The organism is Streptomyces sp. NPDC005483, assembly GCF_040606035.1.
Classification (GTDB): Bacteria; Actinomycetota; Actinomycetes; order Streptomycetales; family Streptomycetaceae; genus Streptomyces.
The window spans coordinates 315,186-336,592 of sequence record NZ_JBEXEA010000001.1; the positions used below are offsets into that span (position 1 = coordinate 315,186).

Annotated in this window: 14 protein-coding genes and 1 tRNA gene; 9 read left to right on the forward strand and 6 right to left on the reverse strand. The window is 68.9% G+C overall.

Annotated features, from left to right (window positions below):
* Nucleotides 1-75: 75 nt before the first annotated feature.
* On the forward strand, nt 76-1,398 hold the full coding sequence (locus ABZT06_RS01495; RefSeq protein ID WP_355733120.1) for an aromatic acid/H+ symport family MFS transporter: 1,323 nt from the start codon (nt 76-78) through the stop codon (nt 1,396-1,398).
* Between the two features lie 63 nt (nt 1,399-1,461).
* Here ABZT06_RS01495 and ABZT06_RS01500 read toward each other — a convergent pair whose 3' ends face one another.
* Nucleotides 1,462-2,043 (reverse strand): TetR family transcriptional regulator, encoded by a 582-nt coding sequence (locus ABZT06_RS01500; RefSeq protein ID WP_355733123.1) that lies wholly within the window; start codon nt 2,041-2,043, stop codon nt 1,462-1,464.
* Nucleotides 2,044-2,220: 177 nt separating this feature from the next.
* Between ABZT06_RS01500 and ABZT06_RS01505 the strand changes: the two genes are divergently transcribed.
* Entirely contained in the window at nt 2,221-3,648 is a 1,428-nt protein-coding gene (locus ABZT06_RS01505; protein ID WP_355733126.1) for an MFS transporter, read from the forward strand.
* Between the two features lie 81 nt (nt 3,649-3,729).
* Nucleotides 3,730-3,803, forward strand: a tRNA-Pro gene (locus ABZT06_RS01510).
* Nucleotides 3,804-4,371: 568 nt separating this feature from the next.
* On the opposite strand, the gene sulP is transcribed toward ABZT06_RS01510, so the two are convergent.
* The 4 genes from sulP to ABZT06_RS01530 form a co-directional block, all read right to left on the reverse strand.
* Nucleotides 4,372-6,171: a sulfate permease gene (sulP, locus tag ABZT06_RS01515; protein WP_355733129.1), complete on the reverse strand. Its 1,800-nt coding sequence runs from the start codon at nt 6,169-6,171 to the stop codon at nt 4,372-4,374.
* A gap of 397 nt (nt 6,172-6,568) precedes the next feature.
* Nucleotides 6,569-9,298: an HAD-IC family P-type ATPase gene (locus tag ABZT06_RS01520; RefSeq protein WP_355733131.1), complete on the reverse strand. Its 2,730-nt coding sequence runs from the start codon at nt 9,296-9,298 to the stop codon at nt 6,569-6,571.
* Between the two features lie 60 nt (nt 9,299-9,358).
* On the reverse strand, nt 9,359-10,321 hold the full coding sequence (locus ABZT06_RS01525; protein ID WP_355733134.1) for a polyphosphate kinase 2 family protein: 963 nt from the start codon (nt 10,319-10,321) through the stop codon (nt 9,359-9,361).
* A gap of 6 nt (nt 10,322-10,327) precedes the next feature.
* The gene (locus tag ABZT06_RS01530) at nt 10,328-10,696 is read right to left on the reverse strand and encodes a three-helix bundle dimerization domain-containing protein (RefSeq protein ID WP_355733137.1); all 369 of its coding nucleotides are present in this window, start codon (nt 10,694-10,696) and stop codon (nt 10,328-10,330) included.
* 464 nt (nt 10,697-11,160) lie between these two features.
* Between ABZT06_RS01530 and ABZT06_RS01535 the strand changes: the two genes are divergently transcribed.
* The 5 genes from ABZT06_RS01535 to ugpC all read left to right on the forward strand — a co-directional run bounded on the left by ABZT06_RS01535 (nt 11,161) and on the right by ugpC (nt 16,218).
* Nucleotides 11,161-11,427, forward strand: coding sequence for a hypothetical protein (locus ABZT06_RS01535; RefSeq protein ID WP_355733140.1), 267 nt, complete (start codon nt 11,161-11,163; stop codon nt 11,425-11,427).
* Nucleotides 11,428-11,847: 420 nt separating this feature from the next.
* Nucleotides 11,848-13,158 (forward strand): ABC transporter substrate-binding protein, encoded by a 1,311-nt coding sequence (locus ABZT06_RS01540; protein WP_355733143.1) that lies wholly within the window; start codon nt 11,848-11,850, stop codon nt 13,156-13,158.
* A 2-nt stretch (nt 13,159-13,160) separates the two neighbouring features.
* Nucleotides 13,161-14,108, forward strand: coding sequence for a sugar ABC transporter permease (locus ABZT06_RS01545; protein WP_355734073.1), 948 nt, complete (start codon nt 13,161-13,163; stop codon nt 14,106-14,108).
* Nucleotides 14,108-14,941 (forward strand): carbohydrate ABC transporter permease, encoded by an 834-nt coding sequence (locus ABZT06_RS01550; RefSeq protein ID WP_355733145.1) that lies wholly within the window; start codon nt 14,108-14,110, stop codon nt 14,939-14,941. The genes ABZT06_RS01545 and ABZT06_RS01550 overlap by 1 nt, the downstream gene beginning before the upstream one ends.
* An 89-nt stretch (nt 14,942-15,030) precedes the next feature.
* Complete coding sequence (ugpC, locus tag ABZT06_RS01555) at nt 15,031-16,218, forward strand: sn-glycerol-3-phosphate ABC transporter ATP-binding protein UgpC (RefSeq protein ID WP_355733147.1); 1,188 nt, start codon at nt 15,031-15,033, stop codon at nt 16,216-16,218.
* A 221-nt stretch (nt 16,219-16,439) separates the two neighbouring features.
* On the opposite strand, the gene ABZT06_RS01560 is transcribed toward ugpC, so the two are convergent.
* Nucleotides 16,440-19,400, reverse strand: coding sequence for a GH59 galactosidase (locus ABZT06_RS01560; RefSeq protein ID WP_355733149.1), 2,961 nt, complete (start codon nt 19,398-19,400; stop codon nt 16,440-16,442).
* A gap of 167 nt (nt 19,401-19,567) precedes the next feature.
* Here ABZT06_RS01560 and ABZT06_RS01565 point away from each other — a divergent pair, with 167 nt between their 5' ends.
* A complete protein-coding gene (locus ABZT06_RS01565; RefSeq protein ID WP_355733151.1) occupies nt 19,568-21,382 on the forward strand; it encodes an ABC transporter ATP-binding protein in 1,815 nt (604 codons plus the stop codon).
* The last annotated feature ends 25 nt before the right edge of the window (nt 21,383-21,407 follow it).

The window sequence follows — 21,407 nt, forward strand, 5'->3', positions numbered from 1 at the left end:
TTGTTGACAAAAGTGTTGACACTCCAGGGTCGGCTCTTTAGCGTCTGGCGCACCACGTACGAGAGGTAACCAACGATGTCTTCCTCCCCCTCCCCGCTGTCTGCCCGCGGCAGCAGACTGGCCCTCCTGGTCGTCGGTCTGTGCTGGCTGGCCGTGCTCTTCGACGGGCTCGACATGTTCATCTACGGCTCGGTGCTGCCCCACCTGCTGGAGACCAGGACCTTCGGCCTCACCGCGGACCAGGCCGGCGACCTCGGCAGTTACGCCACCTTCGGCATGCTGGTCGGCGCCCTCGCCGCCGGCACGATCGCCGACCGGATCGGGCGCAAGAGGCTGATGGTCTCCTGTGTGGTCCTCTTCTCGCTGGCCTCCGGCGTGTGCGCGCTGGCCGACGGCGTCGCGGTCTTCGGCCTCGGCCGGACCCTGGCGGGCGTCGGCCTCGGCGGACTGCTGCCGACCGCGATCAGCATGGTCTCCGACTACGCCCCGCGCGGCCGCGGAGCCCTCGTCATCGGCCTGCTGATGACCGCCCACCATGCGGGCGGCATCCTCTCCGCCTATGTCGCCAAGTGGCTCATCGACCCGGTCGGCTGGCGTGCCGCGTTCTGGGTCTGCGTGCTCCCGCTGCTCTTCGCGCCGGTGCTGGCGAAGCTGCTGCCCGAGTCGCTGAGCTTCCTGGTCGCCAAGGGCCGCGGCGAGGAGGCCAGGGCGCTGGCCGAGCGCTACGACGTCGAGGTGCCCGCCGTGAAGACGGGCGGCGCGGGCGAGCGCTGGACCAGCCTGGCGAACCTCTTCCGCGGCGACGAGTGGATCCAGACCCTGCTCTACTGGGTGGCCTCCTTCGGCGGACTGCTCCTCGTCTACGGCGTCGCCACCTGGCTGCCCACTCTTATGCGGGCCGAGGGCTACGAACTGGGCTCCGCCCTGTCCTTCGTGGTCGTCTTCAACCTCGGCGGCATCGTGGGCATGCTGGTCGCGGGCCGGGCCGCCGACCGCTTCGGTGCCCCGCGCATCTCGGCGCTCTGGTTCGCCCTGACCGCCGCGGGCGTCTTCCTGCTCAGCGTCCACATGCCGATGACCGTCACGATGATCGTCGTCTTCCTCACCGGCGTCTTCCTCAACAGCGCCCAGACGATGATCTACGCCACGGTCTCCATCCGCTCCGACGCGGACAACCGGGCCACGGCCGTCGGCTGGACCTCGGGCATGGGCCGCTTCGGTGCCGTTTTCGGCCCGTGGCTCGGCGGCCAGCTCCTCGCCTCGGGCAACGGGGACTGGGGCTTCACAGCCTTCGCCATCGCGGGCCTGTCGTCCATGGTCTTCATCGGCATCGCCGCCCTGCGCAGCTCCAGGCGGACGCCCACCGGGAGCGAGCAGCAGCTGGTCGCCGTCCACTGAAGCGAGCGCGGATCGCTGAACCAGCGGTCGCCCTGCCTACCTAGTTCCTGGGCGCTCCCCGGCTCAGCGCGGCACGCGAACCCCGTCCAGCGCGATCGACAGCACTCGATCGCGCTGGGCGTCGTCGTCGAAGGCCGTCGCCGTGATCCCGGCGACCATCCGCAGCAGATCCACGAAGTCCATGTCCCGCCGCGCCCGACCCGCCTCCTGTGCCCGCGCGAACAGCGGACCGCCCGCCGCGTACATCGAGTCCCGGCACGCCGCGAAGATCTCCGACTCGTCGTTGAGCGCCTCGCGCACCGCCCGCTTGGTCACCATGTACCCGGCGAACCGGTCGAGCCAGGCCGTGAGCGCTTCCCAGGGTTCCTGGCCGGCGAGCTCCTGGGCCACCTGCACGAGCGTGTTCACCTCGTCCGCGTAGACGCTCTCGAAGAGATGGCGGCGGGTGGGGAAGTTGCGGTACAGCGTGCCGATGCCCACGCCCGCGCGCCGCGCGATGTCCTCCAGGGACGCGTCCGCGCCGTGCTCCGCGAACGCCTCGCGGGCAGCGGCCAGCAGGGCGTCGTAGTTGCGGGCGGCGTCCTTCCTGTGCGGTCGGCGGGACGCGACGATCTCGGTGACGGGGAACGACGACGGGGCGGTCACGACTGCCTCCCGGGAGATGAAACGGAGGTGCACCTCCGGTACGGGTTGAAGCGGAGGGTTGCCTCCGCTAGAGTGGAGGCGTACCTCCACTTTAGCAGTCGAGGTCCTCCATCGCCCTTTCCGCGACCGCTTCCCACGAGGCTCCGGCCGCACCCCGTTCGTTCGGAGAGGCTCCTCATGCCCCGCAAGTCCACCCGCCTCACCTTCGCCGTCCTCGCGGCCGGTGCCGGCGTGTTCTCCATGCTCCAGTCACTGATCGCGCCGGCCCTGCCCACCGTCCAGCACGCGCTGCACACCTCGCAGTCCACCGTGACCTGGGTGATGACCGCGTATCTGCTGTCCGCCTCGATCTTCACGCCGATCCTCGGCCGGGTCGGCGACCTGATCGGCAAGAAGCGCACGCTCGTCGCCGTCCTCGTGACCGTGGCCGTCGGCTGCCTCCTCGCCGCGCTCGCGCCGTCGATCGGTGTCCTGATCGTCGCCCGGGTCGTCCAGGGCGTCGGCGGCGCCCTGTTCCCGCTCTCCTTCGGCATCATCCGGGACGAGTTCGCCGCGTCCGAGGTCAGCGGCTCCATCAGCAACCTGTCCGCCGTGATCGCCGCCGGCGGTGGCGTCGGCATGGTCGCGGCCGGTCCCATCGTGACCGCGCTCGACTACCGCTGGCTGTTCTGGATCCCGGTCGCCATCGTGATCGCCGCCACGCTGATCGCCGTACGGTATGTGCCCGAGTCGCCCAACAGGGCACAGGGCAACATCAATTGGTCCGGTGCCGTGCTGCTGTCCGGGTGGCTGGTCGCGCTGCTGCTGCCGCTCAGCCAGGCGGGCAAGTGGGGCTGGGGCTCGGCCCGGGTGCTCGGCCTGTTCGGCGCGGCCGTCGTGCTGTTCGCGCTGTGGCTGTACTCCGAGGCCCGCTCCAGCAGCCCGCTGATCGACCTGAAGGTGATGCGCCTGCCGGCCGTCTGGACCACCAACACCGCCGCGCTGCTCTTCGGCGCCGGGATGTACTCGATCTGGTCCTTCCTGCCGGGGTTCGTCCAGACCCCGTCGTCGGCCGGATACGGCTTCGGCGCGAGCGTCACCGCGGCCGGGCTGCTCATGCTGCCGATGCTGGTGGCGATGTTCCTCTCCGGTGTGCTGAGCGGCCGCCTGGAGCCGGTCGTCGGCGCCAAGGCACTGCTCACCACGGGTGCCGCGCTGGGCGCGGTGGCCTGCGGATTCCTCGCCGTCTGGCACGACGAGCAGTGGCAGATCGCCGTGGTCGCGGGTCTGTTCGGCCTCGGCATCGGGCTCGCCTTCGCCTCCATGGCCAACCTGATCGTGGGCAGCGTCCCGGCCGACCAGACCGGCGCCGCCACCGGTATGAACGCCAACATCCGCACCATCGGCGGCTCCATCGGCGCGGCGGTCACCACCGTCCTGGTCACCGGACACCTCCAGCCCTCGGGACTGCCGTACGAGTCCGGCTACACGCACGGCTTCACGCTGCTGGCCGTGCTGTGCCTGGCCGCCGCACTGGCCGCGCTGCTCGTTCCGGTACGGCGGACCGCGCGCCGGATCGTCACCGGGACCACGGACATCCGCGAGACCGCCACCACCCGGGGCTGACGTCTCGCAAGTCGGTCCGGCCGCGTGCGTGCGGTAGGGTTTCCCTGCGCGATCAGACGGAACACCCGTGGACGTCGCGGCCGGGACGTGGCGCAGCTTGGTAGCGCACTTGACTGGGGGTCAAGGGGTCGCAGGTTCAAATCCTGTCGTCCCGACTGGAGACAGTCGCAGGTCAGGGGCCGTTTCAGAGGAAATCTGAAACGGCCCCTTGATCATTCTTGGGAACCAGTTGGGGACCAGTGCACCTGACCGGAGGTGATGCGCACCTTGACCCCGGCAAGGTGCGTCACGCGGCCGTTGACGTGTGCACGGCCTGTTCCAAGGACGCGTTTTGGCCTTCTTCGGGGAGCACGAGACCGCAAGGTTCCTGGTCTGCTGGTGGTAAACGCTTCCCGCAGTTCTGACCAGCTGAAACAGCCCGGTCAACGTAATCTTCGGAGTGCTGGCCCGTGTGTGGTGAGGATCTTGCGCACCGACTTCGAGTACGCCCTGATCGTCCTGGAAGGAGCGGTGGCCGTCCACGGCAGGCCACCGCTCCCGGGCAGGCTCGGATACCTCGGCGAAGGCCGCGACGAACTCCGCCTGGAGGTGCGCCAACCGGCCCGCGCGGTGGCGGGACCGCTGACGCTCCAGGGCGACCTTGAGTGGTCTTGTAGGTGGAGTGGGCAACGTTTGTCGATGGTTTGGGTAGCGCCCCGCCGACTCTCGGTGCGCGAAGAACGCTCACTGCTCCTGGGCAGCCGGAGGATCCGCGCTGTCAGAGCCTGACCCGGTGGACTGTTCCGGTGTGGTGAGGGGAGTCCAGTCCGCTCCCGAGCGCTGCCGAAAGGCGCCGACGGCGGCCTCCACGGTGGGAAAGAAATGGCGTGGGTCGATGGTGCGGGTGAGTTCGTAGCGTTCGATCTTGTGGCGCACGGGGTCCTTGAGTTCGGCGAACACGAGGTGGACGTGTTCGGCGTTGAGTTCCCTGTCGAGCTCCTCCAGGACGTCCGCGGCGGTGGTGTCCACGTCGGTCATCGGCTCCGCCGCGATCACGATCCAGCGCGGCCTCGGCTCCGTACGCGCCAGTCGCCTGATCTCGTCGCGGAAGGCCCTGGCGTTGGCGAAGAAGAGCGGGGCGTCGAACCGGTGGATCACCAGGCCAGGGAGTTGTTCCGCGTGCGGGTAGGAGCGGACGTCGTGGTATCCCTCCAGGCCCTTCACCCGTCCCAGCACGGTGTTGTACGGCCACCAGGCGCGCCGGAAGACGTTGAGGACGGACAGCGCCACGGCGATGGCGATCCCCTCCAGGACGCCGAGCAGCGCCACGCCCAGGAACGCGGCGACCGACAGCAGGAACTCCGTCCTGCGCTGCCGCCACAGCCGTACCGTCCCCGGCAGGTCGGCCAGGGACAGCGAGGCTGTGATGACGACGGCGGCGAGGGCCGGCTGGGGAAGATCGCGGAACATGCCCGGGGCCAGCACGAGCATCAGGACGATGAGCGCCGCCCCCACGACGCCGGTGAGCTGGCTCTTGGCGCCGGCCCGCTCCGCCACCGCCGTACGGGATCCGCTGGTGCTGACCGGGAAGCCCTGGAAGAGTCCTGCCGCCAGATTCGCCACACCGACCCCGGCCATCTCCTGGTTGCCGCGCACCTCCTGTCCGCTGCGGGCCGCGAAGGCCGACGCGTTGGAGATCGTGTCGGCCAGGGACACCAGGGCGATGCCCAGCGCGCCGCCGAACAGCGGCGCGAGGTCGGCGAGGCGGATGTCGGGGATCGTGAACGGCGGGAAGCCCTCGGGCAGTTCTCCGACCAGGTCGACGCCGTGCTCGCCCAGGTCGAGGACCGCGGTCGCGGCGATCGCGAGGACCACCATCACCAGTACCGCGGGCACCTTCGGCAGCCACCGCTGCAACACCAGGAGCAGGAGGATCCCGCAGACGCCGACCGTGGCGGCGGCGGGCACCACCGCCCCGTCGGCGAGCTTTTCCACGAGGCCGACGCACTCCCCGATCAGGTTGTCCGCCTCGACCTTGAAGCCGAGCAGTTTGGGCAGCTGGCCGATCAGGATGGTGAGGGCGAGGCCGTTCATGTAGCCGATCATCGTCGGCTTGGAGATCAGGTCAGCGATGAAGCCAAGCTTCGCCACCGAGGCCAGGATCATGATCGCCGCGACCATGAGCGCGAGCACCGAGGCGAGCGCGACCGCCCGGTCGGGATCCCCGTCCGCGGCCACCAGGGGCAGCACGGTGGCGGCGATCATCGGCCCCAGCGACGAGTCCGGGCCCAGCACCAGGATGCGGGACGGCCCGCACACGGCGTAGCCGAGCAGGCAGAGAATCGTCGTGTACAGGCCGGTGATGGCCGGCAGACCCGCCAACTCGGCGTACGCCATGCCCTGCGGCACCAGCAGCGTGGTCAGGACGATCCCCGCGATCAGGTCCTTGACCAGCCACTCGCGGCGGTACGACGACATGGCGCGGATTCCGGGAACGGTACGGAGCCGGGACAGGGCGCGATGACTGTCGTGCTGGTCGGTCACGGGCCGTCCTCTCGGCGAGTCCCGCAGCTCGCGTCGCCGGCCGCCACCCTTGCGTGCGTGGTAAGGGCGGCCTCGCGTGATCGGGACGGCGCGCACCGCCCTCGCGTACCGGGCGCGGTGCCACGTGGCCGACGGGTCGGGCACCCGTCCGCGGACGGCCGCCGCGTCACCGGCCCGAGCCACGCGGCCGGGACCACGGGTGGCGCCGGTCCGCGCCGGACCACGGTCGAGCCCCGGTGGCACGACGGGCACCGCGACGGTCGTCCCGGCCCGGAGCACATCGGTCCGCGGGGCTCCGGTCCGGAGACGGTCGTCCGACCACACGTGACGCCGGCCCCCGGCCTGCACCGGGCGGTTACGCCTCGACCGGTGTCCCCCGACTCGTCCGGCATCCCGCTCACCCGGCCGCCCTCGACCGGCGGGCCAGGAGCTTGCCCAGTTCCCAGAGGAGCAGAAGCGCGACGGCGGTCAGGAGCGCCCAGCCGAACTGCCGGGCGTCGATCGAGGTCGTCCCCAGGAGGCGGCGAAAGCCGTCCAGTTGGGTCACCAGCACAGCGAGGACGAGCTGGGCGGCGGCCACCCAGTTCATCTGCCTGCTGTCGAACGTGGATGGCGTCAGCACGGATTCCGTCTCGCTGCGGCATTCGAACGCGGCCACGATCAGACAGAGCGCGAAGGCGGTGAACGCGATCGACTGACCGGTCTCGACGCTGCCGAAGTGGGAATGGCCGAGCTTGATCAGCCCGAGCAGGCCGCAGGTGATGGCCAGCCCGCCGAGCCCGACCGTGACCAGCACGGGCCGGGTGAGCACCGACTCCCCGCGCGGACGCGGCCTGCGGCTCATGAGTCCCGGGCTCTCCTCGTCGAAGCCGAGCGCGAAGCCGAAGGAGGCGTTGACCACGAAGTGGATCCACAGCACCTGGGGTGGAGTGAAGGGCTCACCCGCCGCGATGTTCAGGACGGTGGCTCCGAGGAACGTCAGAACGAAGGTGACCAGCAGGAGCAGGACGAACCGGATGTACTTGGTGAGGTTGTCGTAGATCGTCCGGCCCTGTTCCACGGCGTAGACGATGGTGGCGAAGTCGTCGTCGGAGAGGATCATGCGGCTGGCGCTCTTCGCCACGTCCGTACCGCTGCCCATCGCGATGCCGATGTCGGCGGCCTTGATGGCGGGCGCGTCGTTGACGCCGTCCCCGGTCATCGCCACGACGTCGCCCTTCTTCTTGAGGGTGTCGGCCAGCAGCACCTTGTGCTCCGGAGCGACCCGTCCCACCACACCAATGGCGTCGATCCGGTCCAGCCGCTCCTGCTCGCTCAGCGCGGCGAAGTCGGCGCCGAGGACGGCCTCGCCGGGGATGCCGATCTGCCGGGCGATCGCCGCCCCGGTGGTGACGTCGTCGCCCGTCACCAAGCGGACCCGGATGTGCGCCGCGCGGGCGTCCGCCACGGCGGCCTTCGACTGCTCGCGGGGCGGGTCGACCATCGCGACGAGACTACTCATCCGCAACTCGGTGACGTACGCGAGCAGGTCACCGTCCGCGTCGAAGGCGGCGGCGTCGAGGTCCCGGGTGGCCGCGGCCATCACCCGGCGCCCCTCGCCGCCCATCCGCTCGATCGCCGACTCGGCGCGGCCTCGGAGACCGGCGTCCCACGGTACGGTCTCGCCCGAGGCGAGCGCGGTGGCGGCCCGCGCCACCACCGCCGGCGCCGCGCCCTTGACGAAACACCGGACGACCGGCCGACCTGTGGCGTCGAGGGCCGAATGGAAGGTGGCCATCAGCTTGTAGTCCGGGTCGAACGGCAGGGTCGCGAGACGGGGGAGACGTTCCACGGTGGCGTCCGTGTCCAGCCCCGCCTTGTGGGCCAGCACCAGCAGCGCGCCCTCCGTGGGGTCGCCCACCACCGCGCCGTCCACCAGCTTCGCGTCGCTGGCCACGACGTACGGCAGGATCGCGTCCTCGATGCCCGCGGAGGACCCCGCGGCATGGTGGACCCTCCCCTCCAGACCGTAGCCCGTGCCGGAGACCGTGTACCTGTCGGTGGGACTGATCACTTCGACGGCGGTCATCTGGTTCATCGTCAGGGTGCCGGTCTTGTCCGAGTTGATCGCCGAGGTGAAGGCGAGGGTCTCGACCGAGGGCAGTTCCTTGACGATGGCGTTCCGTCTCGCCAGGTTGAGGCTCCCGACGGAGAGAATCGCCTGCGTAACCGTCGGCAGGGCCTCGGGGATGGCCGCGATGGCCAGGGAGACCGCGCTGACGAACAGCACGTCCCACGCCTGGTCCCGGCTGCGTCCCAGTGCGAACATCACGATCATGGTGAGCCCGGCGGCCCCCGTGATCCACAGCGTCAGCCTGTCGAGCTCCTTGGTGAGCGGCGGCACCTCCTTCTCGGTGGCCGCGAGCATTCCGGAGATCTTGCCCAGCTCGGTGTCCGCGCCGATGGCGGTCACCACGAGGAGACCGCTGCCATGGGTGACCGGGGTGTTCATGAACGCCATGTCGGTCCGGTCACCGGGTGGCAGGCTCCGCCCGCCCGGCAGCGCGCCGGTGTCCTTCGACGCGGGCACGCTCTCGCCGGTGAGCGCCGACTCGTCGATCTGCAGGGCGCTGGCCTCGATGATGCGCCCGTCCGCCGGTACCTGGTCCCCTGCCGAGATGAGGACGATGTCGCCGACGACGAGCCGCTCCGCGGGGATCTCGGCCTCAGTGCCGTCCCTGCGCACCCGGGCCGTCGCCTCCATCATCGATTTCAGGGCGTTCATCGCGCTCTCGGCCTTGCCCTCCTGACGCAGGCCCACGACCGCGTTCAGCAGGGTCAGCGCGAGGAGCAGGACCGCGGTGGTCCACTCCTGGATGAGCAGCGAGACCACCGCCGCGACGACCAGGACGATCTGCATATAGCTGCGGTACTGATCGAGAAACCGGCGCCAGGCCGGAGTCCGTGCCTCCTCGGGCAGTGCGTTGGGGCCGTGCGCGGCCAGGAGTTCGGCGGCCCGTGACGCGGCGAGCCCGACCGCCGGATCGACTCCAAGGGCCTGCACGGCCTCCTCTGGGGAACGCGTGTACCAGACGTCGTCCTGTGAGGCCCGCGGCTGTTCTCCCACGGAATCCGGCTGCACCGTCATCGCCCTGCCTCCGATCCTGGCCGGTCGAAACACCCTGCCCGCTGCCCCTGCCTGGTCTGCCTAGTGGCGCTTCTTCTTGGCCGCCGACGGGTGCCGGGCCGCGTACGGATCGGCCGGAAGGCCCTTGGGAGCCTCCAGCTCCAGCTTCCGTCTGACGGTGCGCAGGTCCCCCCGCGCCGCGTCGTCGAGTTCCGGGTACCGGGGGTCGATGTCGATCAGGGTGTGCGCGAGCACCGCCGCTGTGCAGATCCGCGCGAACCACTTCCGGTCCGCCGGCACCACGTACCAGGGCGCCCACTCCGTACTCGTGGCGGACAGCATCTTGGAGAACGCGCGCTGGTATTCGTCCCAGTGCTGTCGCTCCCGGACGTCGGCCGCGGAGAACTTCCAGTTCTTCTCCGGCAGGTCGAGCCGCTTCATGAAACGGGTGCGCTGCTCCTCCTTCGACAGGTTCAGGAAGATCTTCACCACCTTGAACCCGTTGTCCGTCAGGTAGCGCTCCCAGTCGTTGATCTCCCGGAACCGCCGCTTCCACCCACCTGATCCGTGGGCACGGTCGGGCAGCCTCTGCCGGATGAGTAGTTCGGGATGCACGCGTACGACGAGAACCTCTTCGTAGTGCGAGCGGTTGAAGATGGCGATCTCGCCGCGCTCAGGCAGCCACCGGGCGTATCGCCACAGGTAGTCGTGGTCCAGTTCCTCGGCGGAGGGCACCTTGAAGCTGCTCACCCGCACGCCCTGCGGATTGACGCCGCTCATCACATGACGGATCGTTCCGTCCTTGCCGCCGGCATCGAGCGCCTGCAGGCACAGCAGCACGCCGTACGTGTCCTGGGCGGCCAGCCGTTCCTGGTACTCAGCCAGCAGGGACACCCCGGTCCGCAGCAGTTCGACGCCCTCCCGCTTCTTCAGACCGGCCTTGTCACGAGGATCGAAGTCCCGGCCCAGCCGGACCTTCGACCCCGGTGCCACCCTCAGCGGCTCGATGAAATCCGCTATGCGCTCGGCTCTCTCGTCCGACATAGCTGATCAGCTCCTCTCTCCTTCGTGGCGATCGTGACCAGGGGACGGAGCGCCGCCGGCCGCGCCGAGCACCTTGCGCGCCCGGCGTTCGGCCAGGATCGGAACGTAGGCCCTGACTCTGGTCTCACGGAACGATTCGTACGCCGACCTGACCACGGCCTCGACGGTGGCCTCGTCGACCGTGGGCCAGGCGGCTCTCAGCCGCGTCACCATGTCGCGGATGGCCAGGACTCCCTCCGGCGAGCCGGATGGCCCTGGGTCCGGGGCCGGATCCGGCGGCCTTCCGGGATCCGCGTGCTCCATGGGAGCGGGAGAGTGGCTTGCTACGTCGGTGGGGCTTAGCGTGCCGACCGCGGGCATCCCCTCGACCGTCATGACCGCACGGTCCCGGCGCCTGCGGGCCGAAGCGTTCGGCTTTCCCGGTTCGCCTGGTGGGCCCGGTCTCGTGCTCCGTTCGGAACCGTCACGCGTTCCATGCCCGACGACCTCCAGCCCGTTGCAGCATCACCTCGCACCGTCGTCCGCGAGTAGATGCCCACACTCATTCTCGGGTCGGCTGGACAAGATCGCCCCCTGAGGCCGGTCCAGGGATCTCAGCGTGCCCGGGTCGCCTGCCCTCAGGACAGCGACGGCAACTGCCACCTTCCTCTGATCGAGGGCAAGAGACACTCTCCCGTGTGCTGGCACGCCCACGAACGCGCGGTTGTGGCCGGCGACGACCTGCTCACCGGCGCCGACCTGATGGCTCGCACCGACTCGACTGGTGCAGCAAGTGTGGTGGCGACGCCATACGCGGACTCACCGACTCCCAGCTGTCCTGCTACCGTGCGGCTCCGCGCTTGCACGACATCAAACGGCGACTCGACGGCAAGAGCGGAACCCCCGACATCGACACCTCCACGGTGATCACCCACCTGGAGGAACCGGCGGTCTGGCAGCCGGTCGATGAGGAACAGCGGCGCAGCAGCGATCCCTGGCAATGTCAGGACGCCATCCGCGAGCTCAGGCGCAAGGCCGAGAGATCTCACGCCGTGAGGGCCCTGGCGAGCCGGCCTCTTGACCCGGCGGTGGCCCTTTCTCACCGTATGTACGGGCAAAAGAGATGACTCCTACTCCTGGGGGTCAAGGGGTCGCAGGTTCAAATCCTGTCGTCCCGACTTGCGAAGTAGCAGGTCGGAGGTCATTTCCAGTGGATCGGAAGTGGCCTCTTCGTCATTCTCGGGGACCAGACGCGGACCGAGCGCTCTGGGGCGGTCTTGCATAAACGTTTCCCTTGATATCCGTCCGGCCGACAGTGCGCGGCCGCGCCCAACTGGCTGCCGGAGAGCGGCGGAAGCAGCCGAAGCCGATCGTCCCCTCTTTCCTGCCCGTAGGTTCGCCGAGTAGGGCCCATCGGTGGGCGCGACTGGGCGATTTGATGCGATATGTGCTTGATCTTGCCTTATATGGTCTTTAGTGTTCGCCGGGAGGGACACGCTGCGAGGTCCGAGTCCTGTGCCACCGTCCGGAAGCGAGGAGTGGAGCGCGTGCACACGAGGTGCGGCTGCCGGCCCGTTCCGGGTCAGAAGGGACGCCCCAGAGGGACGCGATGGCTACGGGCGTTCGCCGTACTGCCGTTGCTGGCGTCGGTGCTTGCCGCGTGCGGCAGTGACGAGGGCTCCGGTAGGCCCACCCTCAACTGGTACAACTTCCCCGACGACTCCGGTGCGCTCCAGAAGGCGGCCGACCGGTGCAGTCAGGCGTCGGGCGGCCGCTACCGGATCAGCTACAACAAGCTTCCGCGTGCCGCGGACGGTCAGCGTCAGCAGCTTGTCCGCAGGCTCGCGGCTGAGGACGACTCGCTCGACATCCTGGGCCTGGACGTCACCTGGGCGGCGGAGTTCGCCGAGGCACGCTGGATCCGCGAGTGGACCGGCGTGGCGAAGCAGCGGGCCACCGAGGGCACGCTACGGGTACCGCTGCAGACCTCGACCTGGAAGGGCAGGCTGTACGCCGTCCCGTACAACACCAACACCCAACTCCTCTGGTACCGCAAGGACCTGGTCCCCGCCCCGCCCAAGACCTGGGCCGAGATGATCGCCATGTCCCGCGCCCTCGCCCGGCAGGGCAAGCCGCACTTCGTGGAGATCCAGGGCGCCCAGTACGAGGGCCTGACCGTCTGGTTCAACACACTGATCAACAGCGCGGGCGGCTCCATCCTCAACCGGACCGCGACCGAGCCGTCCCTCGGCCCACCGGCCGTCAGGGCCGCCGAGGTCATGCGCCGGCTGGCGAACTCCCCGGCCGCGGACCCCTCCCTGTCCAACCAGATGGAGGACCAGAACCGCCTCGCCATGGAGTCGGGATCGGCGGCGTTCGAGATCAACTACCCGTTCGTCTATCCGTCGATGAAGGCGAACAACCCGAAACTGTTCAAGAACTTCGGCTGGGCCCTCTACCCCCGGGTCGCCGCCGACCGCCCGGCCCGGCCCACCATCGGCGGCATCGACCTGGCCGTGAGCGCCTACTCGCGCCACCCCGGTCTGGCCTTCGAGGCGGCCCTGTGCCTGCGCAACCGGGAGAACCAGCTCACCGCCGCGCTCGAGGGCGGACTGCCGCCCACCCTGCGCGCCCTGTACGACGACCCGGCGTTCATGAAGGCGTACCCGTTCTCCCGGGAGGTGCTGACCTCCCTGGAAACGGCGAGTGTGCGTCCGCTCACTCCGGCCTACCAGAACATCTCGATCGCGGTCTCCCACACGCTGTCCCCGCCGTCGGCGATCAAGCCGGAGAGCTCCATCAAGACCATCAGGGATCAGATCGACGATGCCCTGCGATCCGAGGGTGTGATCCCGTGAGCATGCAAGCCGAACCGGCCGGAGCCCCGCAGCCCCCGGAGGCGGAGCCGTCGAAGCGGGAGCGGGCGGCGATCTCGGCAGGCGCCCGGCAGGAGCGACGGCTCGGCTGGCTGCTGTGCGCACCCGCCGTCATCGTCATGCTCGCGGTGACCGCCTACCCCATCGGATACGCCGTCTACCTGTCCCTCCAACGCTACGACCTGAGGTTTCCCGGGCAGGCGAAGTGGGTGGGGCTGAGCAACTACGGGGCCGTGCTGACCTCACCGTTCTGGTGGGACGCGTTCTGGGTGACGCTGTTCATCACCGCCGTGTCCGTGACCGTCGAACTGGTCCTCGGCATGGGACTCGCGCTGGTCATGCACCGCACGATCTTCGCGCGAGGCGCGGTCCGCACCTCGGTCCTCATCCCGTACGGCATCGTCACCGTGGTCGCCGCCTTCTCCTGGCAGTACGCCTGGACGCCGGACCTCGGCTACCTCGCCGGACTGCTGCCCAGCGGGGAGGCCCCGCTGACCGAACAGTGGCCCGCCCTATGGCTGATCGTCCTCGCGGAGGTGTGGAAGACGACCCCGTTCATGGCCCTGCTGCTGCTCGCGGGCCTCGCCCTGGTCCCCGAGGAGACCCTGAAGGCGGCCATGGTGGACGGCGCCACATCCTGGCAGCGGTTCACCAAGGTCATGGTGCCACTGATGAAGCCGGCCATCCTGGTGGCGCTGCTCTTCCGCACCCTGGACGCGTTCCGGATCTTCGACAACATCTACGTCCTGACCGCGGGAGCCCAGGGAACCGGCTCCGTGTCGATCCTCGGGTACGACAACCTGTTCACCTCGCTGAACCTGGGCATCGGGTCGGCGATCTCGGTCCTGATCTTCATCTGTGTCGGGATCATCGCCTTCGCGTTCGTCAAGCTGTTCGGCGCGGCCGCACCGGGCGCGGAGGTGAAGCGCTGATGACCGCAGTAGGAAAGACGCACGCGACCCGATGGGCCGTCATCAACATCGTGGTGGTGCTGTACGCCCTGTTCCCGGTGTGGTGGATCGCCGCGCTGTCGTTCAAGGACCCCAGCACCCTCACCGACGGCGACTACATCCCGAGGGACTGGACCTGGGAGAACTACCGGGGCATCTTCCAGACCTCCGAGTTCACCAGGGCGCTGATCAACTCGATCGGCATCGCCCTGATCGCCACGGTCATCGCGGTGGCGCTCGGCACCATGGCCGCCTACGCGGTGGCCCGGCTGCGGTTCCCCGGCAAGGGGGTGCTCATCGGCATGTCGCTGCTGATCGCCATGTTCCCGCCGATCTCCCTGGTGTCACCGCTGTTCAACATCGAGCGGAACATCGGGATCTTCGACACCTGGATCGGGCTGATCATCCCGTACATGACCTTCTCGCTGCCGCTGGCGATCTACACCCTGTCGGCGTTCTTCCGGGAGATCCCCTGGGACCTGGAGAAGGCCGCCAAGGTGGACGGGGCCACGCCCGCTCAGGCGTTCCGGATGGTCATCGTGCCGCTCGCCGCGCCGGGCGTGTTCACCACGGCCATCCTCGTGTTCATCTTCTGCTGGAACGACTTCCTGTTCGCGATCTCGCTGACGTCCACCGAGTCCGCGCGCACCGTGCCCGCCGCGATCGCGTTCTTCACCGGGAGCTCCCAGTTCCAGCAGCCCACAGGGTCGATCGCCGCCGCCGCTGTGGTCATCACCATCCCGATCATCGTTTTCGTCCTGCTCTTCCAACGGCGGATCGTCGCCGGACTGACCTCCGGGGCGGTCAAGGGGTGAACGGGCCGACCGCGGCAGGCAGGCCACCGGTCCGGGACACCGACCGCGGTACCCGCACCCGGAAGGCATGAGGCAAGGAGGCATCATCCATGGCCGAGATCATCCTTGAGGGAGTCACCAAGCGCTTTCCCGACGGGGCCCTCGCCGTGAAAGACGTGGACCTCGAGATCGTCGACGGTGAGTTCGTGATCCTGGTCGGTCCGTCGGGATGCGGCAAGTCCACCACCCTGAACATGATCGCCGGACTCGAGGACATCAGCGAGGGCACCCTGCGCATCGGAGGCCGGGTCGTCAACGACCTGGCTCCCAAGGAACGCGACGTCGCCATGGTGTTCCAGAGCTATGCCCTGTACCCGCACATGAGCGTCCGGGAGAACATGGGCTTCCCGCTGCGCCTGGCCAAGGTGGACAAGGACACGGTCGACGCCAAGGTGACGGAAGCCGCCCGGGTCCTCGACCTCACCGAGCACCTGGACCGCAAGCCCGCCAACCTCTCGGGCGGTCAGCGTCAGCGGGTGGCCATGGGGCGGGCGATCGTCCGTGATCCCAAGGCGTTCCTGATGGACGAGCCGTTGTCCAACCTGGACGCCAAACTCCGGGTACAGATGCGCACGCAGATCTCTCGGATTCAGCGGCGCCTCGGCACGACCACCGTGTACGTCACCCACGACCAGACCGAGGCGATGACGCTCGGCGACCGCGTTGTGGTCATGAGGCAGGGCCTGGTCCAGCAGCTCGGCACACCTGCCGAGCTGTACGACTTGCCGCGCAACATCTTCGTCGCGGGCTTCATCGGCTCGCCGGCGATGAACTTCCTGAATGCCACTCTGGAGGGTGGCGCCCTGCGCTCGCCCCTGGGCGACCTGCCCCTCGACGACCGTACGAGGCAGGCGCTGGAAAGGCAGAACGCGCCCCGCGAGGTCATCGTCGGGCTACGACCGGAGGCATTCGAGGACGTGGCCCTGTCACACGGTGAAGACCGGACCGGCCCGGTCTTCACCGCCACCGTGGAGGTACTGGAGTCGCTGGGCTCCGATGCGTATGTCTACTTCGCCGCGGAGGGCGGGCCCGTGACGACCACCGAACTGGAGGAGCTCGCCAAGGACTCGGGCCTGCGTGACACCGGCGCCGACACCCATCAGATCGTGGCCCGCCTGGACGCCGCCACGCGTGCCCGCGAAGGTGAACCGGTAGAGCTGCAGGTCGACATGGCCAAGGCTCACGTGTTCGACCCGGCGACCGGAGCGAACCTCACGCATCCACTGAGGGCGGACTGACGACGCACCACAGGGCGCGATCCGCATCCGTGTCAGGCGTCACCGGCGGCCGGTGCAAGGCGCTCGTCTGAATCGGCTGGGGGCCAGTTGGGGACCACACGGTGTGCAACGCAGGTGACCCGCACTCCTGGGGGTCAAGGGGTCGCAGGTTCACATCCTGTCGTCCCGACGGTGACGAGCGGCGGGTCTGCCAGAACTGGCGGGCCCGCCGCTCGCGTCGGTCAGGCGTCCTCGCGGACCAGCCCCTCGTAGGCGTCGCCGAGCCTGCTCACGAGCTGTTCGACGCCGAGGGCGTCGAGGCCCCGCTGCCCGGACACCGCGGCCCGGGCAGCCTTGCGCGCGGTGGCGAAGAGGGCCCAGGAGCCGGCCGTGTAGTCGGCCCGGTCCGGGGAGCCCACCGCGTCCAGGGCAGTGCTGAGCGGTGCCGTGTCGACCCGCCCGTCCACGTCGCCGGAGATCGCTGTGAAGGCGTCGAGGACGATCTTCCCGGACTTCAGGGTGAACGTCACCGTGTGCCTGCCGTCGGGCAGCCCGCGGAGCGAGTACGTCGCCTGGCGCTTGTCGGTGGCAGTGGTCTTCGCGTCCCGGGCGACGGGGCGGCCGTCCACGGAGATGTCGAGGACGGCACTTCCGTCGTTGCCGCCGATGACATCGATGCCCGTGCCTCGGAACGGGACGGTGACCGTCGCGCCGGCGGTGGCGCTGGTGGAGGTCGACCGGTACCAGTTCATCGCGTCACCGAGGGCGGCGTTCCGGCTCCAGGTGCCGTCGTAGGCGACCGAGCTGTCCATGTTGTCGGTCAGCGCGGTGGCGTACGGCGTGTATCCGGCGACCTTCTCGACCTTCAGGTTGTCGAACGCGGTCCGGTGGAAGCCGGTGCCGAGCTTGACGCGCCCCTCGGTCACGGGCGTCGGGTCCTGGTAGGTGGCCACGGCCTGTCCGTCGACGTACGCGGTGACGGTCGCGCCCCGGGCCTCGACGGCGAGGCGGTAGCCGTCGGACGCGGCGACCGAACCGGTGCGCAGCGCCGTGCCGTACCGGTAGAGGGTCCAGCTTCCGGACGGGCCGATCCCGACGCTGTACGCGGCGTCCGTCGCCGCCATGCCCTTCTGCTGGCGCACGCCCAGGGTGGCGAGGCCGCCCTGCGGGTCCGGGAAGGAGACGTCGACCGAGGCCCGGTAGTTCTCCCAACGGAAGTCGCCGACCGTGGTGTTGGGGGTGTTCCGGTTCCAGGCACCGGTGTCCTTCATGGACTGGTCCAGGTACTGGTACAGGACGTTGCCGCCGCCGGCGTCCTTGCCGACCTCCCACGCGCCGGTCTGGTCGACCAGGTAACGGGGCTGGTTGCCACGGGACGCGAGGTACGGCTGGGAGATCCTGCGAGCCCCGTCGTCCGTGCCGACCTGGACCCGGCCCTCCTCCTCGTACCCGAAGTCGTCGGCGTACAGGACGCTGTCGTGGGTGTCGTGCCTCTTGCCCGTCGCGTCGGTGTCGAGCACCGTGCGGGCCGACGAGGAGGGCAGGCGCTGTTGCGTCGCCTTGTCGCGGCCGCGGTCGAGCGTAGTGAAGGTGACGATCGAGCGCGGCTTCACCGTGTAGGTGTAGTAACCGTCACCGTCGGGGCGGATCTCGGCGGCGAGGTGCTTGAAGTTCGCGTCGTAGGCCTGGCCGGGGTCCGCCGCGCGGGTCTCCCAGACCTCCATGGTGGGATCGCCGCCCAGGTCCATGTTCTCGGCTTTGATGCGGTAACTCCTCGTCAGGTCGCTGTCGTTGACGGCGATCGTGGAGAAGTCCTTCTTCTTCGGGTCGGCGAGCGTCATGTAACTCGGCGCGCCGTTGGAGCCGTCGACGTTCTCGGTGCCGCTCACACCGCTGTAGCTCGCCTCCGGCACGGTGCGCCAGATGCCGGCCGTGTTGGTGTCGTTCTCCCAGCCGGTCTTCGCGAACTGGGTGAAGTGCTGCATCACGTACACGGCCGCGTCGTAGTGGATGCTCCCGGACCACGGGTCGCGGGCGCTGACCAGCTCCTTGTGGCTGTACTGGGCGCCCTCGTAGAAGGCCCCGATCGCCGGCTGGAAGATGTAGTGCGTGCGCTTGGAGTTGGCATAGCTCTTCACGGAGCGGTTGGCGATGTCGAGGGCGCTCTGCACCCCGCCGATCCCGGTGCTCGCGCCGCCCGGGCCCTCGGTGTTGTTGACCCGGTAGTCCGTCCAGCCGAAGGAGCCCACGCCCTCGCTGTACCAGACCTCCTTGTCCTGGCCGACGGCGTCGGCACCGGTCGCCAGCTTCGTGTAGGGCCGGTAGGTGGCGCTGTCCGGGGTGCCGTCGAGGCGGTCGTCGGTGGTGTAGTGGTAGCCCACCGCGTCGACCATGCCGAAGAGCTCGGTGTCGGTGAGCATCGCGGGGCCGATGTTCTTCGTGGTGTTCTCGTCCGAGGCGACGATCTTGATGTCGTGGTACGCCTTGGCGGCGGTCTGCTGCTGACGATCCGTCAAGCCATAGCGGGGATCGCTGAATTCGGTGTCGTTCGCCAGGGCGTTCTTGTACCACTTGATGAAGGAGATGTCGGGCTTCGTGGTCTCGTTGGTGTCGGGATTCACGTAGTCGACCATGTACCCGTACTTCTGGTACGCGTCGAGGATCGTCTCCTTGTACCACTTGTACATCTCGTCGGTGCCGGTGCCCTTGTTCCACTCGGTCTGGACCCACTGGGGCATGACCCAGCGCAGGATCGAGACCTTCAGAGCCGGGTTCACCGTCTTGGCGTCGGCGGCCAGTTGGAAGCCGGGTGAGCGGGACGCGTCGGCGAGTTCGTCCGCCGTGCGCATGGTCGCCGGATCGGAACCGGTCGAGGTGTTCGTGTCCGAACCCATCTCGACCTTGACGTGGTTGATGAGGGGGTTCGCGCCACCGAACAGCACTCTGACGAGCTGCCAGTAACGGTCGGGGTGCTCCGCCTTGTAGTCCATCAGCAGATTGCTCGTGCTGTTGCAGCTGAGCAGACCGAGGCCCTTGTAGGTCAGGCCGTTCACGTTGCCGGCGCGTACGTCGTTCCCGTCGACCACGATCTGCACGGGATCGTCCGCGGAGTGGGCGGCGGGCGCCGCGGTCACTCCTGCCGCCAGTGCCATGGTGGTCGCCGCGGCGAGCGACGCCCACCCGAATCTTCGCTGCATACCCATCGGGGGACCGTAGGTGGCAAGCGCTTTCTAGGTCAATCCCCTTGCGTCACTTGAGATTTGGCGTTCCTCGGCCGGCGTGACCTGCCGAAAAACGCGTGGACCGCGAGGGTGCCGTCGCGGGACACTGCCGAACTCGGAACGCTACTCCCCATAAACACAGGGTTAGGATGCAGACGCCTGAGCTGGAGAAAATCACACCGCGCAAGGGCGCGGTGTTCCTCGCACTTCGTTACTACGGACGGGAGTTGGCCAGGCTCCGCCGGCTGACGGTTCCCGCCATGCTGCTGTTCGCGCTGGGCGGCATCGGCCTCAACTACATCGCGCCACTGATCGTCGCCAAGCTCGCCGGGGACATCGCCGACGGCGGCCGGATCACCGTCAGGTCGGCCCTGCCGTACGTCCTGGGTTTCGCCGGCGTCCTGCTGCTCGCGGAAGCGCTGTGGCGGGTCGCCCTGCACTGTATGAACCGTCTCGACGCCCTCGGCATCGAGCACCTGTACGTGATCGGGATGGACGAACTGTTCGCCAAGGACGCCACGTTCTTCCACGACAACTTCGCCGGATCGCTCACCAAGCGCGTCCTGAGCTTCGCCACCCGATTCGAGCCGTTCGTCGACACGCTTTCGTTCCAGGTCGTCGGCAACGTCGTGCCGTTGCTGTTCGGCGCCGCGGTGCTGTGGCGCTACGAACCGCTGCTCGTCGTAGGGCTGTTGACGATGATCGTGGTCACGGCGCTGTGCGCGGCACCCCTCATCCGGCGCCGCCAGGAACTGGTCGCCGAGCGCGAGGCGGCGGTCGCCCGGGTGTCGGGGCACGTCGCCGACAGCCTGATGAACATGGACACGGTCCGGGCCTTCGGTGCCGAGGAACGCGAGGCCGCCGAACACCGCGCCCGGGTCGCCACCTCGCGCCGGCTCACGCTCAGGTCGTGGGACTACGGCAACCTGCGCATCGACACCTTCGTCGCGCCGATGTCCGTGCTGACCAACGCGCTCGGGCTGCTGCTTGCGGTCGCCCTCGGCGGGGGAGAGCACGGTGTCGAAGCGGTCGTCGTCGCCTTCACCTACTACTCCAACGCGACCCGGATCATGTTCGAGTTCAACCAGATCTATCGTCGCCTGGAGAGCTCGATGACAGAGGCCGCGCAGTTCACCGAGCTGCTGCTGACCCCGCCGACCGTGCTCGACCCGCCGTCCCCGGAGCCGCTGCTGCCCGGGGCCGCCGATGTCCGCTTCGAGCAGGTGAGCTTCGCCCACGCGGGCGCGGAGCTGCTCTTCGAGGGACTCGACCTGTTCGTGCCCGGCGGGACGAAGGTGGGACTGGTCGGACGGTCGGGCGGCGGCAAGACCACGCTGACCCGGCTGCTGCTGCGGATGCAGGACATCGACGGCGGCCGGATCCTGGTCGGCGGACAGGACATCAGCAGGCTCCGCCAGAGCGACCTGCGCAGTCTCATGGCCTATGTTCCGCAGGACCCGGCCATGTTCCACCGGACCCTGCGGGAGAACATCGCCTTCGCGCGCCCGGACGCCACCGACGCCGAGATCCGGCGCGCCGCCGAGGCGGCCCATGTCACGGAGTTCGCCGACGCGCTGCCGGAGGGCTTCGACACCCTGGTGGGCGAGCGCGGCGTCAAGCTGTCCGGCGGACAGCGCCAGCGGGTCGCCCTCGCCCGGGCGATCCTGCGCGACGCGCCGATCCTGCTGCTCGACGAGGCGACCAGTGCCCTGGACTCGGAGAGCGAGATCCTGGTCCAGGAGGCGTTGTGGCGGCTCATGGAGGGCCGGACGGCGCTCGTGGTCGCCCACCGGCTGAGCACGGTCGCGGGCATGGACCAGCTCGTCGTCCTCGACCGCGGGCGGATCGTCGAGCAGGGCAGCCACCAGGCACTGCTCGCCCTGGACGGCCCGTACGCGAAGCTGTGGCACCACCAGTCGGGCGGGTTCCTCGAAGACGATCCCGTGGAGGCCGAGTTGCACTGAGCGGGGACCGGAGCGGGCGGTCCCG